This is a genomic window from Kineococcus sp. R86509 (genome assembly GCF_042466365.1).
In the GTDB taxonomy this organism is placed as follows: domain Bacteria; phylum Actinomycetota; class Actinomycetes; order Actinomycetales; family Kineococcaceae; genus Kineococcus.
Genome location: NZ_JAXHCE010000001.1, coordinates 4,399,767 through 4,423,067, shown reverse-complemented (window position 1 = coordinate 4,423,067; position 23,301 = coordinate 4,399,767). Strand labels below are relative to the sequence as shown.

The window sequence follows — 23,301 nt, the reverse complement described above, 5'->3', positions numbered from 1 at the left end:
TGGTTGCCCCACCGTTTCCCCCGTGTTGCGACCGTGGTGCGGTCTCCTCACAGCCGACGGCGGAGGGCGTGAGGACAACGTCACAGGGCGGCAACGACACGCGCGACCGACTGTAACGCGCCGTCCCTAGCGTCGAGCACGAAGCACACCCCCCAACAGTTCCGGAGGGACACGACATGGCCGTCACCAGCGATCGTGCTGACTCGAACCTCACCACCGTCGGCACCGTTCCCGCCCCGCGCGCCGGCCGCTGGGTGGACCAGTACGACCCGGAGGACACCGTCCAGTGGCAGGCCACCGGACGACGGGCCGCGAAGCGCAACCTCGCGCTCTCGATCTTCGCCGAGTTCCTCGGGTTCTCCGTCTGGCAGCTCTGGACCATCGTCACCCCGTCGCTGAACAAGGCCGGGTTCGCCCTCACCGCCGACCAGGTGTTCTGGCTCATCGCGATCCCCAACCTCGTCGGCGCGACGCTGCGCTTCCCCTACACCTTCGCGGTCCCGCGGTTCGGGGGCCGGAACTGGACCATCGTCTCGGCCCTGCTGCTCGTGGTCCCCTGCGTCGGGCTGGCCGTCGTCGTGCAGAACCCGCAGACGCCGTTCTGGCTGATGGTCCTGGTCGCCGCGACCGCGGGCGTCGGCGGTGGGAACTTCGCCAGCAGCATGGCCAACATCTCGTTCTTCTTCCCCGAGCGGGAGAAGGGTGCGGCGCTGGGGCTGAACGCGGCGGGTGGGAACCTCGGTGTCGCCGTCGTCCAGCTGGCCATCCCGATCATCGTCGTCATCGGCGGCGGGCTCGCGCTGCAGCGCGCGGGTCTCGTGATCGTCCCGCTCGCCGTCCTGGCCGCGGTGCTCGCCTGGCGGTACATGGACAACCTGTCCACCGCCAAGGCCGACCTCGCCGGCTACGCGGCGGCGATGCGCAACAAGCACACCTGGATCGTGTCGTTCCTCTACATCGGGACGTTCGGCTCGTTCATCGGCTACGCCGGCGTGTTCCCGACGCTCATCAACACCCAGTTCCCGCAGGCGGTCTTCGACTGGGGCTTCGTCGGGCTGCCGCAGGTCCCGTTGACGCTGGCGTTCCTCGGGGCCCTGGTGGGCTCGATGGCCCGCCCCTCCGGCGGGCGCATCGCGGACCGGCTCTCGGGGGCGAACGTCAGCATCGCGGCCTACCTGGTGATGGCGCTCGGGGCCCTCGGGGTGATCCTGTCGCTCGCCGCGGGGAGCTTCGCCGGGTTCTTCGCCTGCTTCCTGCTGCTGTTCGTCGCCAGCGGCGTCGGCAACGGCGCGGTGTACCGGATGATCCCGGCCATCTTCCGCGCGGGGATCGACCCCACCGACACCGGCGCCATGGTCCTGGCCAAGCGCAAGGCCGCGGCCTGCATCGGTCTCGCCGCCGGCATCGGCGCCTACGGCGGGTTCATCATCCCCCGCGTGTTCGCCTGGTCGATCTCGAGCACCGGCACGTTGCGCCCGGCCCTCATCGGGTTCATCGGCTTCTACGCCGTGTGCGCCGTCGTGACCACCGTCGTCTACAAGCTCGGCCGCGAACGCCGCTTCGCCGGCACGTCGATCTGAGAAGGAGACCTCCCGTGAGCTCCACCCCCCGTTTCCTGCAGGGCGCCCACCCGTTCACCGGCGCCGGCCTGGAGAAGCTCGTCGTCCTCGAAGGCCTCCCCTCCTACTCCGTGCCCGACGGCGCCCGCGCCCAGGCGGTCTACTTCCGGGGCGGGAACTCCACCGACGAGCTGGTCGTCGTGGCCCTGCTGCGCGACGGGGTGACGATGCGCCTGTTCCCGATCGGTGCGAAGGGTTCGGTGCACGTCCCGCTGCGCATCGTCGAGGACGTCGAGGCACCGTCGACGCTGGAACTGCGGGTCGCGGCGCCGGAGGGTCTGACCGGCACCGTCGTGCTCGACCTCGGACTCGTGGAGGTCTGACGTGAGCGAGGTCCTCGAGCTCAGCGCCACCGTCCCCGCCCAGCGTCGTCCGCGCCGTCGCCTCGTGGTGGTGGGCAACGGGATGGCGGGTATCCGGGCGGTGGAGGAACTGCTGGAACGCGGCGGTTCAGAGCAGTTCGACATCACCGTCTTCGGTGACGAGCCGTACGGGAACTACAACCGCATCATGCTCTCCCACGTGCTCTCCGGCGAGGAGACCGAGGAGGGGATCTTCCTGAACTCCCTGCCCTGGTACGCCGAGAACGGCATCGACCTGCGGGCCGGGGTGCGGGTCGACCGCGTCGACCGCTTCGCCAAGGTGGTCCACGACGCCGACGGGGGCGAGACCCCCTACGACCTCCTGCTCATCGCGACCGGTTCCACGCCCTTCTTCCCCGCCATGGAGGGCCTGCACCGCGAGGACGGGAGCGTCCTGGCGGGGGTGTTCGGCTTCCGCACCCTGGACGACGCGCGGGCCCTGCTGGCCGCGGCCCGCACCCACCGCCGCGCCGTCGTCATCGGCGGCGGGCTGCTGGGCCTGGAGGCCGCGCACGGCCTGGCCACCCACGGCCTGCAGGTGGACCTGCTCCACTCCCCCCAGCACCTCATGAACCAGCAGCTCGGCCCGGAGGCCGGCCGCGTCCTGCGGCGCAGGATCGAGGAACTCGGCGTCCGGGTGCACACCGGGGTCCGGAGCCGGGGCGTGCGGGGCACCGACCGCGTCACCGGGGTGGAACTGCCCGACGGTTCGGTGCTCGACGCCGACTTCGTCGTCGTCGCGGCCGGCATCCGACCCAACACCGACATCGCGCTGCGCTCCGGCCTCGAGGTCCAGCGCGGCATCGTCGTCGACGACCGCATGCAGTGCAGCGCGGGCGAGGAGGGCGAGGAGGGCACCGCCGAGGACGTCTACGCCGTCGGGGAGTGCGTCCAGCACCGGGGGGAGACCTACGGCCTGGTGGCCCCGCTGTGGGACCAGGCCGGTGTCCTCGCGGACCACCTGACGGGTGCCCGTCCCGACGCGGCGTACCACGGCTCGCGCACCTCCACGAAGCTCAAGGTCGCCGGGGTCGACTTGGTCGCGATGGGTCTGCCCGGACCCGAACGCGACGACGACGAGTTCGTCGTGTTCTCCGAACCGCACCGCGGGATCTACCTCAACGTGGTGATCCGCGCCGGGCGCCTGGTCGGGGCGACGCTGCTGGGCGACGTCCGCAAGACGGCGTTCCTCACCCAGGCCTTCGACCAGGGCCTGCCGCTGCCCGAGGAGCGCATGAGCCTGCTCTTCGACCTCGGCTCCCCCGACGAGGCGACCTCGGTCGCAGAACTGTCCGACGACGTCCAGGTCTGCAACTGCAACGGCGTGACCAAGGGGAAGATCGTCGACGCCGTCGCCGGCGGCTGCACCTCGGTGAACGCCGTCATGGCCAAGACCAAGGCGGGCAAGGGCTGCGGTTCGTGCAAGACCCTCGTGGAACAGGTCACCGAGTGGGCGGCCGGGGGGAACCTCACCGTCGACGAGAGCGCGAACTGGTACGTCCCGGGGATCCCGATGGGCAAGCCGGAACTCATGGCCGCGATCCGCGAGCGCCGGTTGAGGTCGGTCTCGGCGGTGTTCCGCGAGCTCGCCCCGGGCGGGGTGGAGGACGCGAAGTCGAAGATGGGCCTGACCTCGCTGCTGCGGATGATGTGGCCGGAGGGGCTGGACCAGGACGAGCGCGACGGCCGGTTCATCAACGACCGCGTCCACGCCAACATCCAGCGCGACGGCACGTTCTCGGTGGTCCCGCAGATGAAGGGCGGGGTGACCACGGCGGAGCAGCTGCGGAAGATCGCCGACGTCGCCGACAAGTACGACGTCGGGATGATCAAGGTGACCGGTGGTCAGCGGGTGGACCTGCTGGGCATCCGCAAGGAGGACCTGCCCAAGGTCTGGGAGGACCTGGGGATGCCGTCGGGCTACGCCTACGGCAAGAGCTTCCGCACGGTGAAGACCTGCGTGGGCACGGACTTCTGCCGCTTCGGCCTCGGTGACTCCACCCAGCTCGGGATCGACCTGGAGACCCGTTTCCAGGGCGTCGAGACGCCCGCGAAGCTGAAGCTGGGGGTCGTGGGCTGTCCCCGCAACTGCGCCGAGGCCTACGTCAAGGACATCGGGGTCGTCGCGATCGGCGCCGGCGCGTGGGAGGTCTACGTCGGGGGTGCCGCGGGCGCCACGGTCCGCAAGGGCGACCTGCTGGCCACGGTGGGTTCCCCCGAGGAGGTCATCGCGCTCACCGGGCGGTTCATCCAGTTCTACCGCGAGTGGGGCAACTGGCTGGAGCGCACCTACGAGTTCGTCCCCCGCCTGGGCCTGGACCGGGTGAAGAAGGTGCTGCTGGAGGACTCCGACGGTCTCGTCGCGGGTCTCGACGCCCGCATGCAGGCCACGGTGGAGAACTACCGCGACCCGTGGCTGGAGGGCCGGGAGCCGGTCACCGAGGGCCAGTTCCGCCCTTCGCTGCCGCTGGTGGACCTGCCACTGGTGCCCGGCCGTCCCGCGGGGGCGCCCGGGGGGACGACCGTCGCCCTGCCGCTGCCCACCGCCCGTCCCGACTCCCTGGAGGTGCCGCGATGACCACCTCCACCACCCACGCGGTGTGCCCCGTCGGCGAACTGCCCTTCGGGGAGGGCCGCACCTACGTCGTCGACGGGCGGCAGGTGGCCCTGTTCCGCCACCGCAGCGGTCGGGTGAGCGCGGTGCAGGCCGCGTGCCCGCACGCGGGAGGCCCGCTGGCCGACGGCCAGGTCGACGAAGGGTCGCTCGTGTGCCCGTTGCACCTCAACGCCTTCGACCTGCGCACGGGTGAGTCCACGACGGGTCAGGACCCGATCGCGGTGCATCCTTGTGCGGTCGGGGACGACGGTGTCGTGAGCGTGGAGTTGTGAGCCCGGACGGAGGGGAGGTCCCGGTGATGACCTACCCGTTGCACCTGGACGTGTCGGGGCGTCGGGTCCTGGTGGCCGGCGGGGGGCCCGTGGCGGCCCGCCGGGCTCGTGACCTGGTCTCCGCCGGGGCCGAGGTCCTGGTGGTCGCGCCGGCGCTGTGCGAGGACCTGCGCGACCTGCTGCCCCACCTGACGTGGGAGCAGCGCGAGGTCGAACCGCGCGACGTGGCCGACGTGTGGCTCGTGCACACCGCGACGGGTGACCCGCGGGTGGACGCGGAACTCTCCGCGGCCGCCGAGGCCCTGCGGGTGTGGTGCGTGCGCGCCGACGACGCCCGCGCCTCCAGCGCGTGGACGCCGTCGGTGGTCCGACGCGGTGAGGTGACGGTCTCGGTCACCGCCGGTGGTGACCCGCGGCGGGCGCGGGGCCTGCGGGAGGCGCTGTCGCGCTGGCTGGACTCCGGGGCCGCGCCGTTGCGCCGCCGCCGGGCCGGGGCCGGGCGCGTCACGCTGGTCGGTGGCGGTCCCGGGGACGTGGACCTGCTGACCCTGCGCGGGCGGCGGCGCCTGGCCGAGGCCGACGTGGTCGTCGTCGACCGGCTGGCCCCCACCGCCGTGCTGGCCGAACTGGACCCCGACGTGGTGGTCGTCGACGTGGGCAAGACCCCCGACCACCACCCGGTCCCCCAGGACGAGATCAACCGGATCATCGTCGAGCACGCCCGCGCGGGGCGACGGGTCGTGCGGCTCAAGGGCGGCGACTCCTACGTCCTGGGCCGCGGCGGCGAGGAGGTCCTCGCCTGCCGGGCCGCCGGGGTGGAGGTCGAGGTCGTCCCCGGGGTCACGAGCGCGTTCTCGGTGCCCGCCGCGGCGGGGATCCCCGTCACCCACCGCGGGCTGTCGCGGTCGGTCACGGTGGTCAGCGGGCACGAGGACGTCGACGCGGAGGTCCTGGCCAGGCTGGACGGCACCGTGGTGTTCCTGATGGGGGTGACGATGCTGCCGCGGTTGAGCGCGGGGCTCGTGGCGGCCGGGAAGTCGCCCGCGACGCCCGTCGCGATCGTCGAGAACGGCTGGAGCGCGGACCAGCGCACCACCCGCGGCACCCTGGCCGACATCGCCGGGATCGCCGCCGAGCGGGGAGTGCGGGCGCCGGCGGTGATCGTGGTCGGCGCGGTGGCGGGCTTGGAAGGGTTGGCGGACGTGGCGTCCGCGGCGCAGGTCGCCTACGGTCCGGATCTGTGACCGACCCCACGCCTGCCCCCGAGGTCCCACCACTGCTCGGAGTGACCGTCGGCATCACCAGCGACCGGCGGTCCTCCGACATGATCGCCACCTTCGAGCGCAAGGGCGCCCGGGTGGTGCACGCCCCGACCATGCGCATCGTCCCGCTGACCGAGGACGAGCAACTGCTCGCCGAGACCCGCGACGTCATCGCCGACCCGCCCGACGACCTCCTCGTCACCACGGGCATCGGGTTGCGCGGCTGGGTGGAGGCCGCCGACGCGGCCGGGCTGGCCGCCCCGCTGCTCGAGGTCTTCGGCCGGGCCCGCATCTTCGCGCGCGGCCCGAAGGCCACGGGGGTCATCCGCGCCAACGGACTGCGCGAGGAGTGGTCGGCCGCCTCGGAGCAGACCGCGGAGGCCGTCGAACGCCTCGTCGCGGGTGGGGTCGAGGGACGCTCCATCGTCGTGCAGCTGCACGGGGCGGCGGACCAGGAGCAGTTGCAGCCGTTGCTCGACGCCGGCGCCCGGGTCCGCGGGGTGTCGGTGTACCGGTGGTTGCCCCCGGCCGACCCGGTCGCGGTGGAACGCCTCGTCGACCTGATCGCCGCCCGCCGCCTCGACGCGGTGACGTTCACCAGCGCGCCGGGGGCGGTGGCCCTGCTCGACGCCGCGCAGCGCCAGGGTCGTCTCGCCGACCTGGTCTCCGCGTGCGGCGAGGGGGTCGTCGCCTGCGCCGTCGGCGACGTGACGGCCGAACCGTTGCGGGGTGCGGGCATCGAACCGCTGATCCCGGACCGGTGGCGGCTGGGTGCGCTGTTGCGGACCCTCACGGCCCACCTCGCGGAGAACCCGCTGGACTGCGTGGCCACGGTCGGCGGGACGCTGAGGTTGCGGGCCCAGACCGCGGTGCTGGAGGACGAGGTGCTCGACCTGGCGCCGGGTCCGCTGGCCGTGCTGCGCCGCCTCGCCGCGGCCCGCGGTGCGGTGCTGACGCGCGAGGACCTGCTCGCCGCCCTGCCCGGGGCGGGCGACGAACACGCCGTGGAGGTGACGGTCGCCCGGTTGCGCACGGCCCTGCCGGACGCGGCCCTGGTGCGGACCGTGGTCAAGCGCGGCTACCGTCTGGAGGTGGCATGACCCCCGGAACGAACCCCGGACCCGTCCTGGTCGCGTGCTCGCACGGCACCCGTTCCCTCGAGGGGAGGGCGGTCGTCGAGGGGTTGCGGGAGGCGGTCCGGGTGGCCCGACCGGGGCTGCGGGTCGTCGCCGCCCACGTGGACGTCCAGGAACCCGAACTGGGGACGGTCGTGGCGGAACTGGTCGCGGACGGGGAACGCTGCACCGTCGTCCCGCTGCTGCTCTCCAGTGGCTACCACGTCCGGGTGGACATCGCGGAAGCGTTGCGGGACACGGGCGGTCGAGCCGTCGCCGCCCCGGCCCTCGGTCCGGACGAGGTCATCACCGAGGCGCTGGTCGACCGGTTGGAGGAGGCCCTGGGAACTGCGGTGGAGGAGTTCGAGGGGGCGATCGTCCTGGCCGCGGCCGGATCCTCCGACGCCCGGGCGGTCGCCGACGTCGAGGCCGCGGTCGCCTCGTTGTCGGCGCGGACGGGACGTCGGGTGACGTCGGGGTTCCTCTCGGCGCAGGAACCGACGGTCGCCGCGGCCGTCGCCGCGGCGAGGGCCGAGGGGGCTCGCTCGGTGGCGGTCGCCGGGTACCTGCTGGCCCCCGGGGTGTTCTCGGTGCGCCTGGGCGGAGCAGGGGCCGAGGTCGTCGCCGAACCCCTGGGGGTGCACCCCGCCCTGGTGGACCTGGTGCTGGCCCGCTACGACGAGGCGACGACGTTGACGGGTTCCTGACCCGCGAGCAGGAGTTCCAGCTGCCGGCGCAGCAGGGCGACCATGCGGGGCCGGAACGCCGTCGAGTTCCCGCCGACGTGCGGGGTGACGACGACCCCCGGCAGCGACCAGAGTTCGTGGTCGCCCGGCAGCGGTTCCGGGTCGGTGACGTCGAGGGCCGCCAGCAGCCGGCCCGTGCGCAGTTCCGCGACGAGGGCCGCGGTGTCCACGACCGGACCGCGGGCCACGTTCACCAGCAGCGTCCCGTCGGGCATCGCGGCGAGGAACTCCGGGCCGACGAGGCCCCGGGTCTCCCCGGTCAGGGGACAGGCCAGGACGACGACGTCGTGCTCGGGCAGCAGCTGCGGGAGTTCCGAGTTCGCGTGGACGTCCACCCCGTCCTGGACCCGGGACCGGGTACCCACCGCGGTCACCGTGCACTCGAAGGGCTCGAGGCGGGCGGCGACGGCGCGACCGACCCCGCCCCAGCCGAGCACGAGGACCCTGCGGTCGGCCAGCGACGTGCGCCGGGAGGGTTTCCACTCCCCCCTCGCCATCGAGCGCACGTCCTCCCCCAGACCCCGCAACGCGAGGATCGCCAACCCCACGGCGAGTTCCGCGGTCGAGGTCTCGTGGACCCCGGCCGCGTTGCACAACCGCACCCCCGGGGGGAGCTGCTCCGCGACCCCGTCGAAGCCGATGGTCAGCAACTGGACCACCTCGGTGCCCACCGGCAGCGTCGAGAGGTCGGGCGTCGCGACGTAGTCGGGGACGACGAGGCGCGGCGCGGGCTCCGGTGCGGGGGACGAACCGTCCCAGACGACGACCTCCACCCCGTCGACGGGACCGAGGGCCCTGACCCAGGACTCGGTGGGCAGGCTCACGACGAAGGGTGCGGTGCTCACCCCGCGCACGCTACCCAGCCGTGCGGGCGGGCCGGACGCGGGTGACGATGGGCCGGTGCACAGCAGACGCGAAGCCCTCGCCGCCGGGAGCGCTCTGGCGCTGGGCCTGCTGGCCGGCTGCTCCGACGGCAGTGGGACACCGGCTCCTCCCGGCACGCCCACCCCCTCCGACCCGCCCGCCCCCGCGCCGACGTCGAGCACCGCGCCGGCCGACGCGCTGGCGGCGGCGACGGGCGTGCCCGGTCAGCCGAGCGACATCGCGACGGGGTTGGACGTCCCGTGGGGTCTCGCGGTCCTGCCCGACGGCACGGCCCTGGTCACGTTGCGGGACGAGGCCCGGGTCGTCCAGGTCGGCCCGGGGGTGCTGAACTCCCTGGGCACGGAGGAACCGGACGGCAAGGTCCCCGACGTGGTGCCCGACGGCGAGGGCGGACTGCTCGGGATCGCCCTGTCCCCGCAGTTCGCGAGCGACGGGTTCGTCTACCTCTACCAGACCGCCCGCGCGGACAACCGCGTCGTGCGCTACACCCTCACCCAGAACCGGCTGACGCAGGCCACGCCGGTCCTCACCGGGATCCCCAAGAACTCCACCCACAACGGGGGCCGCATCGCCTTCGGACCGGACGGGATGCTCTACGTCGGGACGGGAGACGCCCAGAACCGACCCGCCGCCCAGGACGTGAACGCCCTCGGCGGCAAGATCCTGCGGATCCTGCCCGACGGTTCCGTCCCCGCGGACAACCCCTTCCCGGGTTCGCGCACCTGGTCCTACGGGCACCGCAACCCCCAGGGTTTCGGGTGGGACTCCACCGGGCGGCTCATCGCCTCCGAGTTCGGTCAGGACACCTGGGACGAGCTCAACGTCGTCCGCGGCGGCGGGAACTACGGCTGGCCCGAGGTCGAGGGTCCGGGTGACGGGGGCGGGCGGTTCGTCGCCCCGGTCCAGACCTGGGCGACCGACGACGCCTCCCCCAGCGGGGTCGCGGTGACCCCCGACGCGGTCTACGTCGCGGCGTTGAAGGGGCAGCGGTTGTGGCGCGTGCCGTTGAACCCCGACGGCCCGACCGGGACCCCCGACGCCTACCTCGAGGGAACCCTGGGGCGACTGCGCACCGTCGAGGTCGGGCCGGACGGGTCGCTGTGGATCCTCACGTCCAACACGTTCCGCGGGGAACCCCGCGCGGGCGACGACCGGCTCGTCACGGTCCCGCTGGTCTGACCCGGAACCCGGCCGGGCAACGGAACCCGTTCGCGGCGGCCCGCACCTGGCTGCGCGAGGTCGTCGTCGGGATCCTGCGCGAACTCAGTCCGCCCGCAGTTCCGACGGGTGCAGGCTGAGCCGCAGGACGGGGAACGAAGCCACCGTGGCGAGGGCCGCGGCCGCCAGGACGACGACGACGAGGCCGCCGAGGGACCCCCAGGGGACACCGACCGTGGCGACGACCTCGCGGTAGGTCCCGTCGGCCTGCAGGTCCGACCACGTGACGGAGGTGCCGAACAGCCCGCGCGCCGCCACGATCCCCGCGGCCGTGGCCAGGACGACCGCCGGGACCAGGGCCAGCAGGTTCTCGCCGAGGACCGAACGCGCGATCGTGCCCCGCGGTACGCCGACGGCGTGCAGCCCGGCGAGGACGTGGCGGCGACCGAGGACGCCGTCGACGGTGCCCACGAGCAGACCCGCCGCGGCGATGACCGCCCCGAGGACGAGGGCGAGGTTCACCAGGTCGAAGGTGTCCGCGTAGAACGTCGTGCCGTAGTTCTGGGTCTCGGCCAGGAACTTCGCCCGGATCCCCTGGGTGAAGGCGGCCAGCAGCACGACGAGCAGGAGCGTCGAGTTGGCCCGGCTGGTGTGGCTCGGAGCGGACACCATCCGGCGGGCGGCCAGCAGGAGAGCCGGCCGTGCGGTGCGTCGCGCGATGAACTCCCCGACGAGCGAGGCCAGGGTCGTCGTCCCCATCAGCAGCCCCGCGAGGGTCAACCCGATCGGGACGAGGAACAGGGCGACGGCGAACTCCGACGCGAGCACCCGGTGCGGGACGAACCGCAGCAGGCTGTCGAACGTCACCATCACCACCGTGCCCGCCACGAAGAGGATCGCGGGGACGACCCGACGGGGTTCCGGCGGCTGGGACCGGTCGACCCCGAACGGGGTGACCACGACCCGACGCATGGCGAACGTCGCGAACACCGCTGCCGCCAGGGGGATCGCGAGGACGAACACCAGGAGGACCGGCCACGGCGGGAGGACGTCGGTGGGGAACGGCAGCGCCGCCCCGGTCACCGTCTCGACGCTGGTGCTGTCCCCGTCGACGGTGGTCACGTCGTACGTGGCGGTGATCGGAGCGTCGAGCAGGACGCGGAGCCCGAAGAACAGACCGAGCCCGGCGACGGTCCCGAGCCCGGCCGACAACCCCGTCTCCACCACCGCGACGCGGACGACGTCCCCCGGGGTCGCCCCCTGCAACCGCAGCGCGGCCAGCCGGCGGTCCCGGCCCGGCGCACCGATCCGGGAACACTGCCCCACGAAACCCAGCACGGGCAGGCACAGCAGCACCAGCGCGGTGACGACCCCGACGTGCAGACCCGGCTGGTTCAGGACCTCGGAGGTGTAGGGCCCGTCGCCCGGCCCGCTGACCGCGACGCTCGCCGCCGCGCTCAGGGCCACGGTGGCCACGGCGGAACCCGTTGCGGTGAGGGCGATCCGGGTCCGGTCGGCGCGACCGCCGGAGACCGCCAGCCGGAGCAGGGTGGTGAACCGCGCGCTGCCGTCGGCGTGGAGCAGCGGGACGGTCGTCGTCGTCGCGGTCACCGGCCGGCCTCGATCAACCCGTCGCGCACGACGACCTCGCGGTCGGCGTAGGCCGCGATGCGGGCGTCGTGGGTGACCAGCAGCACCGTCGTCCCCACCTCGCGCACCGCCCGGGTCACCTGGATCATCACCTGTTCCCCTGCGAGGCTGTCGAGGGCACCCGTCGGCTCGTCGGCGAACAGGACGTCGGGACGGGTCACCAGCGAACGCGCCGCGGCGACCCGCTGCGCCTGCCCCCCGGAGAGTTCGCCGGGCCGGCGCCCCGCGAGTTCCGCCACGTCGAAGCGGGCCAGCCAGTCCGTCGCCGTGGCGATCGCCGACCGCCGGCGCACGCCCGACAGCAACAACGGCATCGCCACGTTCTCGGCCGCGGTGAGTTCCGCGACCAGGTGGCCGAACTGGAACAGGACTCCGAACCTGCTGCGCCGCAACCGGGAACGCTTCCCCTCCCCCGCGTCGTCGATCCGTCGCCCCCCGAGGGCGACGGATCCGGCGTCGGGGACCTCGATCCCCGCGAGGCAGTGCAGCAACGTCGACTTCCCCGAACCCGAGGGTCCGGTGATGGCGACGACCTCGCCCTGGCGGGCGGCGAAGTCGACGCCCCGCAGGGCCGGGGTGTTGCGGTAGGACTTCACCAGACCCTGGGCACTCAGGTGTGGTTCCACGACGTGACCTCCTCGGTCAGGACGGGCGTGCGGGCCAGGGCGTTCTCGATCCAGAGCAGGTCGGCGTTGAGGTGTTCCAGGGCGTAGTCGGCGGCCAGAAGTTCCGCCACCGTGACCCCCGGCTCGGTCTTGGCCCGGGTGTAGTCCCGCATCCGCTGAAGGTGCGCTGCTCGCTGGCGGCGCAGGTACTCCTGCGCCGCAGGCTCCCCCGCCGTGAGCAGCGCCACCGTCAGCTTCACCGCCAACGGGTTGGCGACGAACGGACTGGGCGGTTCGACCTCGTCGAGCCACCGCCGGAGTTCCTCCCGGCCGTCACCGGTCAACCCGTAGGCCGTCCGGTCCGGTCCACCGTCCCGTTCCGGTTCCCCCTGGACGACGAGACCGTCGCGGGAGAGCCGGGCCAGCGTGGCGTACACCTGAGCGCTGGCCAGCGGCCGGGCGGCCGGGAACTGCTGGTCGTACCGACGTTTCAGGTCGTACCCGTGGCGTTCCCCGGGTACGAGCAACCCGAGGAGCGCGTGGCCGACCGTCACGTGGGCCACTATGCACCACGTGGCTAGTCGGCGGAAGCGATCACCCGAAAGCCGTGTCGTAGAGGGCCTGCAGTTCCGGGGAGGCCGGACCGCTCAGACCGCAACCGGTCAGCCGGCCGCCGTCGGCGCTGAGCAGGTAGTCGGTCCCCGCCGCCAACGGAGCCGCACCGTCCTCGGACGACGGGTCCCCGGGCTGCTCGACCCGCACCTGCTCGGAGACGGAACCCCGGTACCGGTGGGTGACCTCGAGGGTGACCTCACCCCCCGAGACCGCCACGGCCCGGGCCGCGAACGCGGTGTCCCGGTCGGTGAGCAGGTCAGGGCTCAGGACCGCGCAGGAGGCGGTGGGGTCGGTGACGGCGGCGGTCAGCCGGGTCACGGAGGGGTCACCCCGGCCCACGACCCCGAGGACCACGACGGTGGCCGCCACCACCCCCACCCCCGCGCCGAGGAGGATGCGGGTACGTCCGCGGGGCCGGGCCGCGCGTCGTCGCGGTGTCTCGGTGGTCATCGTGTCCTCCGCCTTCGCTCGGACGTGGTGGGTCGACAGGCGCGTCAGGTCCCGGGCCGGGTCGACCTCCTGGAGCAGTGCGCGCAGTTCGTCGTCGGTCACGGTCTTCACCCCCCTCCATCCCGTTCCTGTCCGGCACGCCCGGGGTTCTTGCCCCCTGGCCCAGTCGGGCCCGCAACCGCGCCTTCGCCGGTGCAGCCGGACCGTCGCGGCGTTGACGCTCACCCCGAGGACCACGGCGATCTCGCGGGGGGCGAGCTCTCACCGTGGGACGCGGCGAGGTCTCCTCGGGATCCACAACGGGACCGTCCGTCGGTACCCGGCGTACTCCGCGCCGAAGCGCTGCGCGAGGAACCTCTCCTCGGAGGGGCGGATCACGAACTGCCACAGCAGCGCCCCGGCGGGCGGTACGAGGTAGTACAGCGGCCGGCCCAGCAGGAGCGCGACGCCGACGGTCTGACCCACCCCGCAGACCGCCATCGGGTTCCGCACCCACCGGTAGGGCCCCTCGACGACGAGCCGCGCGGCGGCGTCGAAGGGAACCGGGGTCCCCTCCCCCCGCGCCATCACGACGGCGCACCGGATCCCGGCGATGCTGGCGGCCACCAGGACGGCGGCGCCGAGCACGCGGCCACCGGGCAGCAGGTGACGCTCGATCCCCAGGAGGAGTTCCACGAACCGCAGGACGACCGGCAGCGCGACGAGGGCGAGGAACCAGACGACCACCATCCAGCCGAACGTCTTGGCGAGGTGACGACGGGGCGAGGCCGGTCGCGACACCCGGTAGAGCCTCACCGGGCCCCTCGCGCTACGGAACGCAGCGCGACCGCGCTGGCGAGGGTGGCCAAGGTCATCGCGACGGCACCGACCGCCCCCTCACCCGCGGCGAGCACGTGGCCGAACGTCAGGACGGTGCTGTACCCCACCGCTCCCGTCGTGATCCCCGCCACCGCGACGGCCGCGGGGTGGCCGCTCACGATCAGCCGCGCAGCGAGGAGGGAGGCGAGTCCGAACGCCACGTCGGGGACGAGGAACGACTGCAGGACCTGACGCTCCCCGAGTTCGAAGACGGCCCGGAACGCCGGCCACACCGCCAGCGCCACCCACCACGCGGGCACCGCGAGACCCTGCAGCGCGAACCAGGCGGCTGCCGGTCGGGGCGGGATCACCCGACCATCATCACCTCCCGCGCGACGTCACGACCGTCCCGGGGAAGACCGCCACCCGCTCGGGCCAGAACACCGGCGGGCGCGGTGTCGACCACCCCGGTCCCGCCCCGCGCGGGCGTGCCAGGCTGAGGGAGTGTTCGACCAGCTCAACGCCTTCGTCACCGCCCACGCGGGGGCCCCGTGGGTGCTCGTGGTCGTGCTGGCGCTGTCGGCGCTCGACGCGTTCCTGCCCCCGCTGCCCAGTGAGTCCGTCGTCATCGGCCTGGCCGCCATCGCGGCCGACACCGGCCACCCGAACCGCGTGGTGCTCTTCGTCTGCGCGATGGTGGGGGCGTTCCTCGGCGACAACCTCACGTACACGATCGGGCGGCACTCCCCGCTGCGCGGCTGGATCGCGGGCCACCGCCGCCTCGAGCACGCCTTCACCCGCGCGGCCCGGGAACTGCAGAAGCGGGGGGCGTTCGCGATCCTCGCCGCCCGCTACGTACCGGTCGGGCGGATCGCCGTGAACCTCACGGCGGGCGCGGTGCAGTTCCCGCGGCGCCGGTTCCTGGGGCTCAGCGCCCTCGCCGCCTGCACGTGGGCCGCGTACTCGATCGCCATCGGTTCGCTGGCCGGGCAGTGGATCGAGTCCACCCCCCTGGTCGGGGCGTTGCTGGGCATCGTGATCGCCCTCGTCCTGGGCTTCCTCGTCGATGCGGTGCTGCAACGCGTCGTGCGTCCCCGCCAGGCATGACCCGGGGGAACCGCCGCCTCGCGCTCGCCGCCGCGGTCACCGTCCTGCTCGCGAGCTGCACGACGCCACCCTCGCCGCCCGTTCCCACCACGCAGCCCAGCACGAAGCCCACCGTCACGAGTTCCCCGTCACCGACGGACCCGGGGTTCGCGGCCCTGGAGCAGGAGTTCGGGGCCAGGCTCGGGATCTTCGCCCTCGACACGGGCACCGGTCGGACGCTGGAGCACCGCGCCGACGAACGGTTCGCCTTCGCGTCCACCTACAAGGCCCTCGCGGCGGCCGCGGTGCTCGACTCCGGCGCCGACCTCGACCGGGTGGTGACGTACTCCGCGGCGGACCTCGTCGCGTACTCGCCCGTCACCGCGGACCACGTCGCGACGGGGATGACCCTGGGCGACCTCGCAGAGGCGGCCATCACGGTCAGCGACAACACGGCAGGGAACCTGCTGCTCGACGAACTCGGCGGGCCGGACGGTTTCGAGCGGGACCTGCGGGCCCTGGGCGACGACGTCACGCAGGCCGACCGCGAGGAGCCGGGGGTCAACGACGTGCGTCCCGGCGACGAGCGGGACACCACCTCACCGCGGGCGTTCGGGCGGGACCTGCAGGCCTACGCGCTGGGCGACGCCCTGGAACCGGACGACCGCACGCAGCTCGCGGAGTGGTTGCAGCGCACCACGACCGGCGACGACCAGATCCGCGCCGGGGTTCCCGCGGGATGGGTCGTGGGCGACAAGACCGGCCACGCGGGCGTGTACGGCAACCAGAACGACGTCGCGGTGCTCTGGCCCGCGGACGGCAGGGCCCCGTGGGTCCTCGTGGTGTTCTCCGACCGACCGGAGCCCGACGCCGCGTCCGACGACGCGCTCATCGCGCGCGCCGCCGGACTCGTCCTCACCGGACTGGGCTGAACCGGGCTGAACTCAGCCGACGCGTTCCAGCACGAGTTCGCGGATCCGGGCGGCGTCCGCCTTGCCCTTCATCTCCTTCATGACCTGGCCGATGAGCGCCCCGGCGGCCTGCGCCTTGCCGCCGCGGATCTTCTCGACGACGTCGGGGTTCGCGGCGACGACCTTGTCCACGGCCGCGTTCAGCGCCCCGTCGTCCTGCACCACGATCAACCCGCGCTGCTCGACGACCTCGGCCACCGACCCCTCACCGGCGAGGACACCCTCGAGGGCCTGACGGGCCAGCCCGTCGGTGAGCTTCCCGTCCTCGAGCAGCTTCGCCAGTTCGGCGACGTCGGCGGGGGTGACGGTCAGGTCGGCGAGGGCGACCCCGTCGACGTTGGCGCGACGGGCCAGTTCCCCGGACCACCACTTGCGGGCCGCGGCGGGCGAGGCGCCCGCGGCGACGGTCTCCTCGACGATGTCGACGGCACCCGCGTTGACGAGGTCGCGGAACTCGAGGTCGGAGAAGCCCCACTCGGCGTGCAGCCGCTTACGACGCTCCGCCGGCGGCTCCGGCAGGGTCGCCCGCAGTTCCTCCACCCACGCCCGGTCCGGGACGATGGGGACGAGGTCCGGTTCCGGGAAGTACCGGTAGTCCTCGGCGTCGGACTTCTCCCGGCCCGAGGTGGTCACCCCGGTGTCCTCGTGCCAGTGCCGGGTCTCCTGCACGACCTTCGCGCCGGAGCGCAGCACGGCGGCGTGGCGGGAGACCTCGTAGCGCACGGCCCGTTCGATGGACCGCAGCGAGTTGACGTTCTTCGTCTCCGACCGCGTCCCCAGCGGGGAGGTCGGGGTCGGGCGCAGGGACAGGTTGACGTCCGCGCGGACCGACCCCTGTTCCATCTTCGCGTCGGACACGTCGAGGGCCCGCAGCAGGTCGCGCAGCACCGCGACGTAGGCCCGGGCCACGTCGGGGACGCGGTCGCCGGCGCCCTCCAGGGGACGCGTCACGATCTCGATGAGCGGGATCCCGGCGCGGTTGTAGTCGACCAGGGAGTAGTCGGCACCGTGGATGCGGCCGGTGGAACCCCCGACGTGCAGGGACTTCCCGGTGTCCTCCTCCATGTGGGCGCGCTCGATGAGCACCCGGTAGGTGAAGGCGGGTTTCGTCCCGTCCTCGCTCGCCGGGACGTCGACGTCGAGGTACCCGTCGAACGCGATCGGCTCGTCGAACTGCGACGTCTGGAAGTTCTTCGGCATGTCCGGGTAGAAGTAGTTCTTCCGGGCGAACCGGCAGCGCTCCGCGATGGAGCAGTTCAGCGCGAGGCCGATGCGGATCGCCGACTCCAGCGCCTTGGCGTTCAGCACCGGCATCGCCCCGGGCAGCCCGAGGGACGTCGGGTCGACCTGGGTGTTGGGCTCGGCGCCGAACGCCGTGGGCGCCCCGGAGAACATCTTCGTCGCGGTGTTCAGCTCGACGTGCACCTCGAGCCCGAGGACGGGGTCGAACTCCCCGATCGCCTCGTCGTAGTCGACCAGTTCGACGCTCACGCCGAGACCCCCTGCCACGTCGGAACCTTCGCGAGCAACGGCCCGCCCCACTTGTCGTTCAACCGTGCCTCCAGCGCGGCCCCCACCCGGTACAACCGGTCGTCGGCCTGCTGGGGGGCCAGGATCTGCAACCCGACCGGCAGCCCGTCGGACAGGCCGGCCGGGAGCGACATCCCCGGGATCCCGGCGAGGTTCGCCGGGATCGTCGCGACGTCGCCGGCGTACATGGCCAGCGGGTCGTCGAGCTTCTCGCCCAGCCGGTACGCCACCGTGGGCGCGGTCGGCGAGACGAGCACGTCGACGGAACCGAAGGCGGCGTCGAAGTCGCGCTGCACCAGGGTGCGGACCTTCTGCGCGCTGCCGTAGTAGGCGTCGTAGTAGCCGGCGGAGAGGGCGTAGGTGCCGAGGATGATGCGGCGCTTCGCCTCCTCGCCGAACCCCGCGGCGCGGGTGGCGCGCATGACGGCCTCGGCCGTGACGTGCTCGCCCTCGGGCACGACCCGCAGGCCGTAGCGCATCCCGTCGAACTTGGCGAGGTTGCTCGACGCCTCGCTCGGCAGGATCAGGTAGTACGCGGCGAGGGCGTGCACGATGTTCGGCAGGCTGAGCTCGACGACCTCCGCACCCGCGGCGCGCAGTTCGTCGAGGGACTCGTCGAAGCGGGCCTGGACCCCGGCCTCGTAGCCCTCGCCGGAGAGTTCCTTCACGACCCCGATCCGCACGCCGGTGAGGTCGCCGGTGGCGCCGAGCCGGGCCGCGCCGACGACGTCCGGCACCGCGGACGGGATCGACGTGGAGTCGTAGGGGTCGTGGCCGGCGATGACGGCGTGCAGCAGCGCGGTGTCCATGACGGTGCGCGCGCACGGGCCGGCCTGGTCCAGCGAACTGGCCAGCGCGATGAGGCCGTAGCGCGAGACCGCGCCGTAGGTCGGCTTGACGCCGACGGTGCCGGTGAGGGCCGCGGGCTGGCGGATCGAGCCCCCCGTGTCCGACCCGACGGTCAGCGGGGCCTCGAAGGCCGCGAGCGCCGCCGCGGAGCCACCGCCGGATCCACCGGGGATGCGGGTCGGGTCCCAGGGGTTGCGGGTGTCGCCGTAGGCGGAGTGCTCGGTCGTCGAGCCCATCGCGAACTCGTCCATGTTGGTCTTGCCGAGGACGACGAGGCCGGCGGCGTGCAGTTCGCGGACGACGGTGGCGTCGTAGGGCGGGACCCACCCCTCGAGCATGCGGGACCCGGCGGTGGTCGGCAGACCCTTGGTGGTCAGGACGTCCTTGACCCCGACGGGGACCCCGGCCAGGGGGCCGAGGTCGGCGCCGGCGGCGCGGTCGGCGTCGATCTGGCGGGCGCGGGCCAGCGCGCCCTCGTGGTCGACGTGCAGGAACGCGTGGACCCCGCTGTCGTTGACCCCGGAGGTGGGTCCATCGACGGCGTCGATGCGGTCGAGGTGGGCCCGGGTGACCTCCTCGGCGGAGACGACCTTGCTGCGCAGCCCCTCGGCGAGCCGGACGGCGTCCCACTGCACGAGCTCGTTGACGCTCACGCTTCCTCCCCCAGGATCTGCGGCACGCGGAAGCGGCCGTCCTCGCTGGCGGGGGCGCCCGCGAGCGCCTCCTCGGCGGTGATGCCGGGACGGACCACGTCGGGGCGGGTCACGTTGATCAGGGGCACGGGGTGCGAGGTGGCGGGGACGTCGTCGGTCACCACGGACGACACCTGGGCGACGGCATCGAGGACGGCGTCGAGCTGGCCCGCCATGCGGTCCAGCTCCTCGTCGGTCATGTCGATGCGCGCCAGGCGCGCGAGGTGCTCGACCTCGGAACGGGAGATAGCGGACACGATCGGTGAGTCTATGCGGGGAGCGCGTCGGACTCCCGTGAGCGGTCGGCGAGCCAGGTGCGGAACGCGGCGGGGGCCAGGGGGCGGCTGTGCAGGTAGCCCTGGGTCTCGTCGGCGCCGAGGTCGCGCAGCACGCCGAGGGCCTCGAGGTCCTCGACGCCCTCGGCGATGACCCGCAGGCCGAGGCGGTGGGCCAGGGCGACGGTCCCCTCGACGATGGCGGCGGTGCGGGGTTCGGTGGTGATGCGCAGGGTGAAGGCGCGGTCGAGCTTGAGCTCGCTGGCCGGCAGGTCGGTGAGGTAGGCCAGCGAGGAGTAGCCGGTGCCGTAGTCGTCGATGCTGAGCGAGATGCCGCGGGCGACGAGGCTCTCGGTGACCTGCACGGCGAGTTCGGGGTCGTCCATGAGGGTCGTCTCGGTGATCTCGAGGACGAGGCGGGTGGGGTCGAGCCCGGTGCGCCGCAGGACGGCGTCGACGGTGGGCAGCAGGTCGGGCGAGGCGAGCGAGCCGGCGGAGAGGTTGACCGAGACCCGCAGCGGGACGTCGTCGACCTCCCAGTCGGCGACCTCGCGAGCGGCCCGCTCCAGCAGGTGCGCCGTGAGGTCGTCCATGAGGCCGTTCTCCTCGGCCAGGTCGAGGAAGCGGTCGGGGCCGAGGAACCCGCGTGCGGGGTGCTGCCAGCGGACGAGGGCCTCGACGCCCACCACCCGGCCGGTCCGCACCTCGAGCTGGGGCTGGTAGTGCAGGAGGAGTTCCACCTCGGCGCGCGAGGCGTCGTCGAGAGCTGCGGTGAGGTCGGCGATCAGGCTGAGGCGGTCGCGGGCACGGGCCTCGAGCTCGCCGTCGTAGCAGGCGATCCCGCGCTGGCCGGTCTTGGCCAGGACCAGCGCGGCGCCGGCGCGGTGCACGAGGTCGGCCGTCCTGGGGTCCCCGGCGGCGGTGGTGGCCACCCCGATGCTGGCGCTGATGCCGGTGCCCAGGCGCCCGGGGGTGGGCAGCTCGCGCACGACCCGTTCGAGGCGCGCGGCCAGGCGGAGCGCCACGGCCTCGTCGGCGTGCGCGAGCAGGACCGCGAACGTGTCGCCCGCGCTGCGGGCGACGAGCGCCGTCGGCGGGGCGGCGGCGCGGACGGCCTCGGCGAGGGTGACGAGCAGCTGGTCCCCGTCGTGGTGACCGAGGCGTTCGTTGACCAGGCCGAAGTCGTCGACGTCCACCTTGAGCAGGGCTGCGCCCGATCCGCCGTGCGCGAGTTCCTCGACCTGGTCGACGAGGGCCCGTCGGTTCCCGACCCCGGTCAGGTCGTCGGTGCGGGCCTCCACGCGGGCCCGGGCGAGTTCGGAGAGCTGACCGAGGTGACGGGCCAGGCAGATCGCGCTGCCGAGGGCGGCGAGGGAGCCCCAGAGGATCGCCGTCGGGGTGAGGTCGTGCACGCAGGCGAGCGCGACGACGCAGAAGGCCGTGACGAGGACGAGCATCGCGCCGCCCGCGGAGACCTCGGCGTTGACGATCACCCGGGTCGGTGTGCGGGCCCGCAGGACCGCGGCGCCCATGACGAGGACCCCGGTGGCACCCGCGGCCTGGACGGCGGTGAACCCGGCGCCACCTTCGACGGCGACGAAGCCGTCGACGAGGGCGTAGGCCAGCAGGGACCCCCCGAGCGACCAGATGCGCACGTCGCGGGCCAGCCCGGCGGTGCGGGCGACGACGAGGGTGGTCCCGAGCAGGACGAGCAGGATCCCGACGGTGAGCAGCCACACCTGCACCTGCCACCAGGCCCAGTCGCCGAAGTCGGCGGGCAGGTGCGGGAGCAACAGGTTCCCCGCGGCGACGACGACGAGCACGGCGCTGCCCGAGGTGAGCGCCTGCCCCCCGGCCAGGACGTGGCGGACCTGGGAGTTCCAGTGGAACAGCCCGTGCATGATGAGCGGCCCGGCCACGAAGGTGCCGAGACCGAGGGGCATGCCGGTCCAGAACCCGCGACCGTCCAGGACGCCGACGGCGAGGTCGGCGGTGGCGGTCAGGAGGAGCACGACGCCGGCGGCGCTGAAGGCACGCCACGTGGTCGGCGACATGCCCCGGTCGAACCCCGGGTCCCGCCGCCGACGGTGCAGCAACAGCGTTCCGATGAGCATGGCGAGCAGGAGGCAGGCGCTGATCAGCCGACCGTCGAGGTGTCGCGAGGCCCGGTCGGCCAGCAGGCCCGCCCCGCCGACGACCAACGTCGCGAGCAGTGCGTTACCGGGAAGTCGGTTCACAGTCCCACCTATCGGTGCGCCCGGCGGAACCGTCAACCCCGATGATCGTTGTGTGACCCAGGTCACCAACGATCGCGGGTCACCGTCCCCGGTCCACGAGGCGCGAGAGCACGATGACGGAGTCGGTGGCGGAGATGTTCGCCTCGTCCCGGACCCGCTCCAGGGCCTGCTCGAGGTGCTGGACGTCGCGGGCCAGGACGTGGATCAACGCATCGGCGGGGCCGGTGACGGTGTAGGCACCGACGATCTCGGGGATCCCCTGCCAGGCCCGACGCAGCTCCGCCGGGGAGACGGTCCCGTGGCAGCGGACCTCGACGAAGGCCTCGGTGCGCCAGCCGAGGGCCGCCGGGTCGACGACGGCGGTGAAGGAGGCGATGACGCCGTCGGCGACGAGGCGGTCGACGCGGCGCTTCGCGGCCGGGGCGGAGAGGCCGACCCGCGCGCCGAGGTCGTTGAAGGTCGCCCGGCCGTCCCGGGCGAGCAGGACGAGGAGCTCGCGGTCGACGTCGTCGAGGTCGCGCAACGCATCTCCAGTCCTGCCGCGTCACACGCAAGGAACCTGCGCGTCGACGCAGCGGATCGGCCTTGAGCTGCGTCGTGGCGGATCCTAGCGTTGACGTCGTGACCGCATCGTTGACCGAGACCTCCCGCGCCGACCGCGTGGCCCGCCCCCGCCACTTCGTGATGTGCCGCCCGACGCACTTCACGGTCTCCTACGAGATCAACCCGTGGATGGACACCACGCAGGCCGTCGACGCCGACGTGGCGCTGGCCCAGTGGGAGGAGCTCAAGGCGACCCATGAACGGCTCGGCCACATCGTCGACGTCGTCCCCGGCGTCCCCGGACTGCCCGACATGGTCTACGCCGCCAACGGGGCGCTGCTCACCGCCGGGGGCAACGTCGGGGTCCGCTTCACCCACCCCGAACGCGCCGGCGAGGCCGAGGCGTACGCGAGCTGGCTCGAGGAGAACGGCTTCGGTCCGGTGCACCGCCCCGTCGAGACCAACGAGGGCGAGGGCGACCTACTCGTCGTCGGTGACCACCTGCTCGCCGGGTTCGGGTTCCGCACCGCCCTGGCCGCGCACGCGGAACTGGCCCGCGTCCTCGGTCGTGAGGTCACCTCGCTGGAACTCGTCGACCCGCGGTTCTACCACCTCGACACCGCGCTCACCGTCCTCGACGACGACCCCGCACACCCCGACGTCGCCTACTTCCCGGGCGCCTTCTCCCCCGCCGCCCAGGCCGTCCTGCAGCAGCTGTTCCCGGACGCGCTGCTCACCGACGAGGAGACCGCCGCGGTGCTGGGGATGAACGCGGTCAGCGACGGCCTGCACGTCGTGCTCTCCCCCCGCGCGCAGCGCTACGCCGACCTGCTGGCGGAACGCGGCTACCAGCCGGTGCCCGTCGACCTCTCGGAGCTGCTCAAGGGTGGCGGGGGCGCGAAGTGCTGCACCCTCGTCGTGCGGCGCTGAACGTCCGGGCTGATCCGACCGGTTGAATCCGCCG

23 protein-coding genes are annotated in these 23,301 nt (G+C 73.3%); 11 read left to right on the top strand and 12 right to left on the bottom strand.

What is annotated here, in order from left to right; translation table 11 throughout:
• Window positions 1–176 precede the first annotated feature (176 nt).
• The 7 genes from SJY07_RS21545 to SJY07_RS21515 are packed head-to-tail and all read left to right on the top strand — an operon-like array spanning window position 177 to window position 7,954.
• Entirely contained in the window at window positions 177–1,580 is a 1,404-nt protein-coding gene (locus SJY07_RS21545; RefSeq protein WP_328292161.1) for a nitrate/nitrite transporter, read from the top strand.
• A gap of 14 nt (window positions 1,581–1,594) precedes the next feature.
• Window positions 1,595–1,942 carry a molybdopterin oxidoreductase gene (locus SJY07_RS21540; RefSeq protein ID WP_328292162.1) on the top strand — a complete coding sequence of 116 codons (348 nt, stop codon included), beginning with the start codon at window positions 1,595–1,597 and terminating at the stop codon, window positions 1,940–1,942.
• Window position 1,943: 1 nt separating this feature from the next.
• Window positions 1,944–4,559 carry a nitrite reductase large subunit NirB gene (gene nirB / locus SJY07_RS21535; protein WP_328292163.1) on the top strand — a complete coding sequence of 872 codons (2,616 nt, stop codon included), beginning with the start codon at window positions 1,944–1,946 and terminating at the stop codon, window positions 4,557–4,559.
• Window positions 4,556–4,870 (top strand): Rieske (2Fe-2S) protein, encoded by a 315-nt coding sequence (locus SJY07_RS21530; RefSeq protein WP_328292164.1) that lies wholly within the window; start codon window positions 4,556–4,558, stop codon window positions 4,868–4,870. The genes nirB and SJY07_RS21530 overlap by 4 nt, the downstream gene beginning before the upstream one ends.
• A 26-nt stretch (window positions 4,871–4,896) precedes the next feature.
• On the top strand, window positions 4,897–6,114 hold the full coding sequence (cobA, locus tag SJY07_RS21525) for a uroporphyrinogen-III C-methyltransferase (RefSeq protein WP_380162458.1): 1,218 nt from the start codon (window positions 4,897–4,899) through the stop codon (window positions 6,112–6,114).
• Window positions 6,111–7,232, top strand: a complete 1,122-nt coding sequence (locus SJY07_RS21520) for a uroporphyrinogen-III synthase (protein ID WP_328292166.1) — start codon at window positions 6,111–6,113, stop codon at window positions 7,230–7,232. The genes cobA and SJY07_RS21520 overlap by 4 nt, the downstream gene beginning before the upstream one ends.
• Window positions 7,229–7,954: a CbiX/SirB N-terminal domain-containing protein gene (locus tag SJY07_RS21515; protein WP_328292167.1), complete on the top strand. Its 726-nt coding sequence runs from the start codon at window positions 7,229–7,231 to the stop codon at window positions 7,952–7,954. Before SJY07_RS21520 ends, SJY07_RS21515 begins: the two co-directional genes overlap by 4 nt.
• Here SJY07_RS21515 and SJY07_RS21510 read toward each other — a convergent pair.
• Window positions 7,921–8,838, bottom strand: coding sequence for a 2-hydroxyacid dehydrogenase (locus tag SJY07_RS21510; protein WP_328292168.1), 918 nt, complete (start codon window positions 8,836–8,838; stop codon window positions 7,921–7,923). The two genes, SJY07_RS21515 and SJY07_RS21510, sit on opposite strands and share 34 nt — an antisense overlap.
• A 55-nt stretch (window positions 8,839–8,893) precedes the next feature.
• Here SJY07_RS21510 and SJY07_RS21505 point away from each other — a divergent pair, with 55 nt between their 5' ends.
• Complete coding sequence (locus SJY07_RS21505; protein WP_328292169.1) at window positions 8,894–10,057, top strand: PQQ-dependent sugar dehydrogenase; 1,164 nt, start codon at window positions 8,894–8,896, stop codon at window positions 10,055–10,057.
• Window positions 10,058–10,141: 84 nt separating this feature from the next.
• Here the strand turns inward: SJY07_RS21505 and SJY07_RS21500 are convergent, their stop codons facing one another.
• From SJY07_RS21500 to SJY07_RS21475, 6 genes are all read right to left on the bottom strand, one after another.
• Entirely contained in the window at window positions 10,142–11,647 is a 1,506-nt protein-coding gene (locus SJY07_RS21500) for an FtsX-like permease family protein (protein ID WP_328292170.1), read from the bottom strand.
• On the bottom strand, window positions 11,644–12,312 hold the full coding sequence (locus SJY07_RS21495) for an ABC transporter ATP-binding protein (RefSeq protein ID WP_328292171.1): 669 nt from the start codon (window positions 12,310–12,312) through the stop codon (window positions 11,644–11,646). Before SJY07_RS21495 ends, SJY07_RS21500 begins: the two co-directional genes overlap by 4 nt.
• The gene (locus tag SJY07_RS21490; RefSeq protein WP_328292172.1) at window positions 12,297–12,845 is read right to left on the bottom strand and encodes a PadR family transcriptional regulator; all 549 of its coding nucleotides are present in this window, start codon (window positions 12,843–12,845) and stop codon (window positions 12,297–12,299) included. Before SJY07_RS21490 ends, SJY07_RS21495 begins: the two co-directional genes overlap by 16 nt.
• Before the next feature lie 40 nt (window positions 12,846–12,885).
• A complete protein-coding gene (locus SJY07_RS21485) occupies window positions 12,886–13,467 on the bottom strand; it encodes a hypothetical protein (protein WP_328292173.1) in 582 nt (193 codons plus the stop codon).
• A 150-nt stretch (window positions 13,468–13,617) separates the two neighbouring features.
• Window positions 13,618–14,136: an isoprenylcysteine carboxylmethyltransferase family protein gene (locus SJY07_RS21480; RefSeq protein WP_328292174.1), complete on the bottom strand. Its 519-nt coding sequence runs from the start codon at window positions 14,134–14,136 to the stop codon at window positions 13,618–13,620.
• Window positions 14,137–14,147: 11 nt separating this feature from the next.
• The gene (locus tag SJY07_RS21475) at window positions 14,148–14,525 is read right to left on the bottom strand and encodes a hypothetical protein (protein WP_328292175.1); all 378 of its coding nucleotides are present in this window, start codon (window positions 14,523–14,525) and stop codon (window positions 14,148–14,150) included.
• Between the two features lie 133 nt (window positions 14,526–14,658).
• On the opposite strand from SJY07_RS21475, the gene SJY07_RS21470 reads away from it, so the two are divergent.
• Together SJY07_RS21470 and bla are read left to right on the top strand one after the other, a co-directional pair.
• Entirely contained in the window at window positions 14,659–15,261 is a 603-nt protein-coding gene (locus SJY07_RS21470; RefSeq protein ID WP_380161498.1) for a DedA family protein, read from the top strand.
• Window positions 15,258–16,172: a class A beta-lactamase gene (gene bla / locus SJY07_RS21465; RefSeq protein WP_328292177.1), complete on the top strand. Its 915-nt coding sequence runs from the start codon at window positions 15,258–15,260 to the stop codon at window positions 16,170–16,172. The genes SJY07_RS21470 and bla overlap by 4 nt, the downstream gene beginning before the upstream one ends.
• 12 nt (window positions 16,173–16,184) lie before the next feature.
• Here bla and gatB read toward each other — a convergent pair whose 3' ends face one another.
• The 5 genes from gatB to SJY07_RS21440 all read right to left on the bottom strand — a co-directional run bounded on the left by gatB (window position 16,185) and on the right by SJY07_RS21440 (window position 22,317).
• The gene (gene gatB, locus SJY07_RS21460) at window positions 16,185–17,702 is read right to left on the bottom strand and encodes an Asp-tRNA(Asn)/Glu-tRNA(Gln) amidotransferase subunit GatB (protein ID WP_328292178.1); all 1,518 of its coding nucleotides are present in this window, start codon (window positions 17,700–17,702) and stop codon (window positions 16,185–16,187) included.
• On the bottom strand, window positions 17,699–19,243 hold the full coding sequence (gatA, locus tag SJY07_RS21455; RefSeq protein ID WP_328292179.1) for an Asp-tRNA(Asn)/Glu-tRNA(Gln) amidotransferase subunit GatA: 1,545 nt from the start codon (window positions 19,241–19,243) through the stop codon (window positions 17,699–17,701). The genes gatB and gatA overlap by 4 nt, the downstream gene beginning before the upstream one ends.
• On the bottom strand, window positions 19,240–19,539 hold the full coding sequence (gatC, locus tag SJY07_RS21450) for an Asp-tRNA(Asn)/Glu-tRNA(Gln) amidotransferase subunit GatC (RefSeq protein WP_328292180.1): 300 nt from the start codon (window positions 19,537–19,539) through the stop codon (window positions 19,240–19,242). The genes gatA and gatC overlap by 4 nt, the downstream gene beginning before the upstream one ends.
• Window positions 19,540–19,550: 11 nt before the next feature.
• Complete coding sequence (locus tag SJY07_RS21445; RefSeq protein ID WP_328292181.1) at window positions 19,551–21,794, bottom strand: bifunctional diguanylate cyclase/phosphodiesterase; 2,244 nt, start codon at window positions 21,792–21,794, stop codon at window positions 19,551–19,553.
• 79 nt (window positions 21,795–21,873) lie between these two features.
• A complete protein-coding gene (locus SJY07_RS21440; RefSeq protein ID WP_328292182.1) occupies window positions 21,874–22,317 on the bottom strand; it encodes an Lrp/AsnC family transcriptional regulator in 444 nt (147 codons plus the stop codon).
• A 98-nt stretch (window positions 22,318–22,415) separates the two neighbouring features.
• On the opposite strand from SJY07_RS21440, the gene ddaH reads away from it, so the two are divergent.
• A complete protein-coding gene (ddaH, locus tag SJY07_RS21435; RefSeq protein WP_328292183.1) occupies window positions 22,416–23,267 on the top strand; it encodes a dimethylargininase in 852 nt (283 codons plus the stop codon).
• Window positions 23,268–23,301: the final 34 nt, after the last annotated feature.

Excerpts from the sequence above, each read along its gene's own strand:
- cobA (WP_380162458.1), top strand. The coding sequence starts at position 4,897 with ATGACCTACCCGTTGCACCTGGACGTGTCGGGGCGTCGGGTCCTGGTG.
- bla (WP_328292177.1), top strand. The coding sequence starts at position 15,258 with ATGACCCGGGGGAACCGCCGCCTCGCGCTCGCCGCCGCGGTCACCGTC.
- SJY07_RS21530 (WP_328292164.1), top strand. The coding sequence starts at position 4,556 with ATGACCACCTCCACCACCCACGCGGTGTGCCCCGTCGGCGAACTGCCC.
- SJY07_RS21515 (WP_328292167.1), top strand. The coding sequence starts at position 7,229 with ATGACCCCCGGAACGAACCCCGGACCCGTCCTGGTCGCGTGCTCGCAC.
- SJY07_RS21545 (WP_328292161.1), top strand. The coding sequence starts at position 177 with ATGGCCGTCACCAGCGATCGTGCTGACTCGAACCTCACCACCGTCGGC.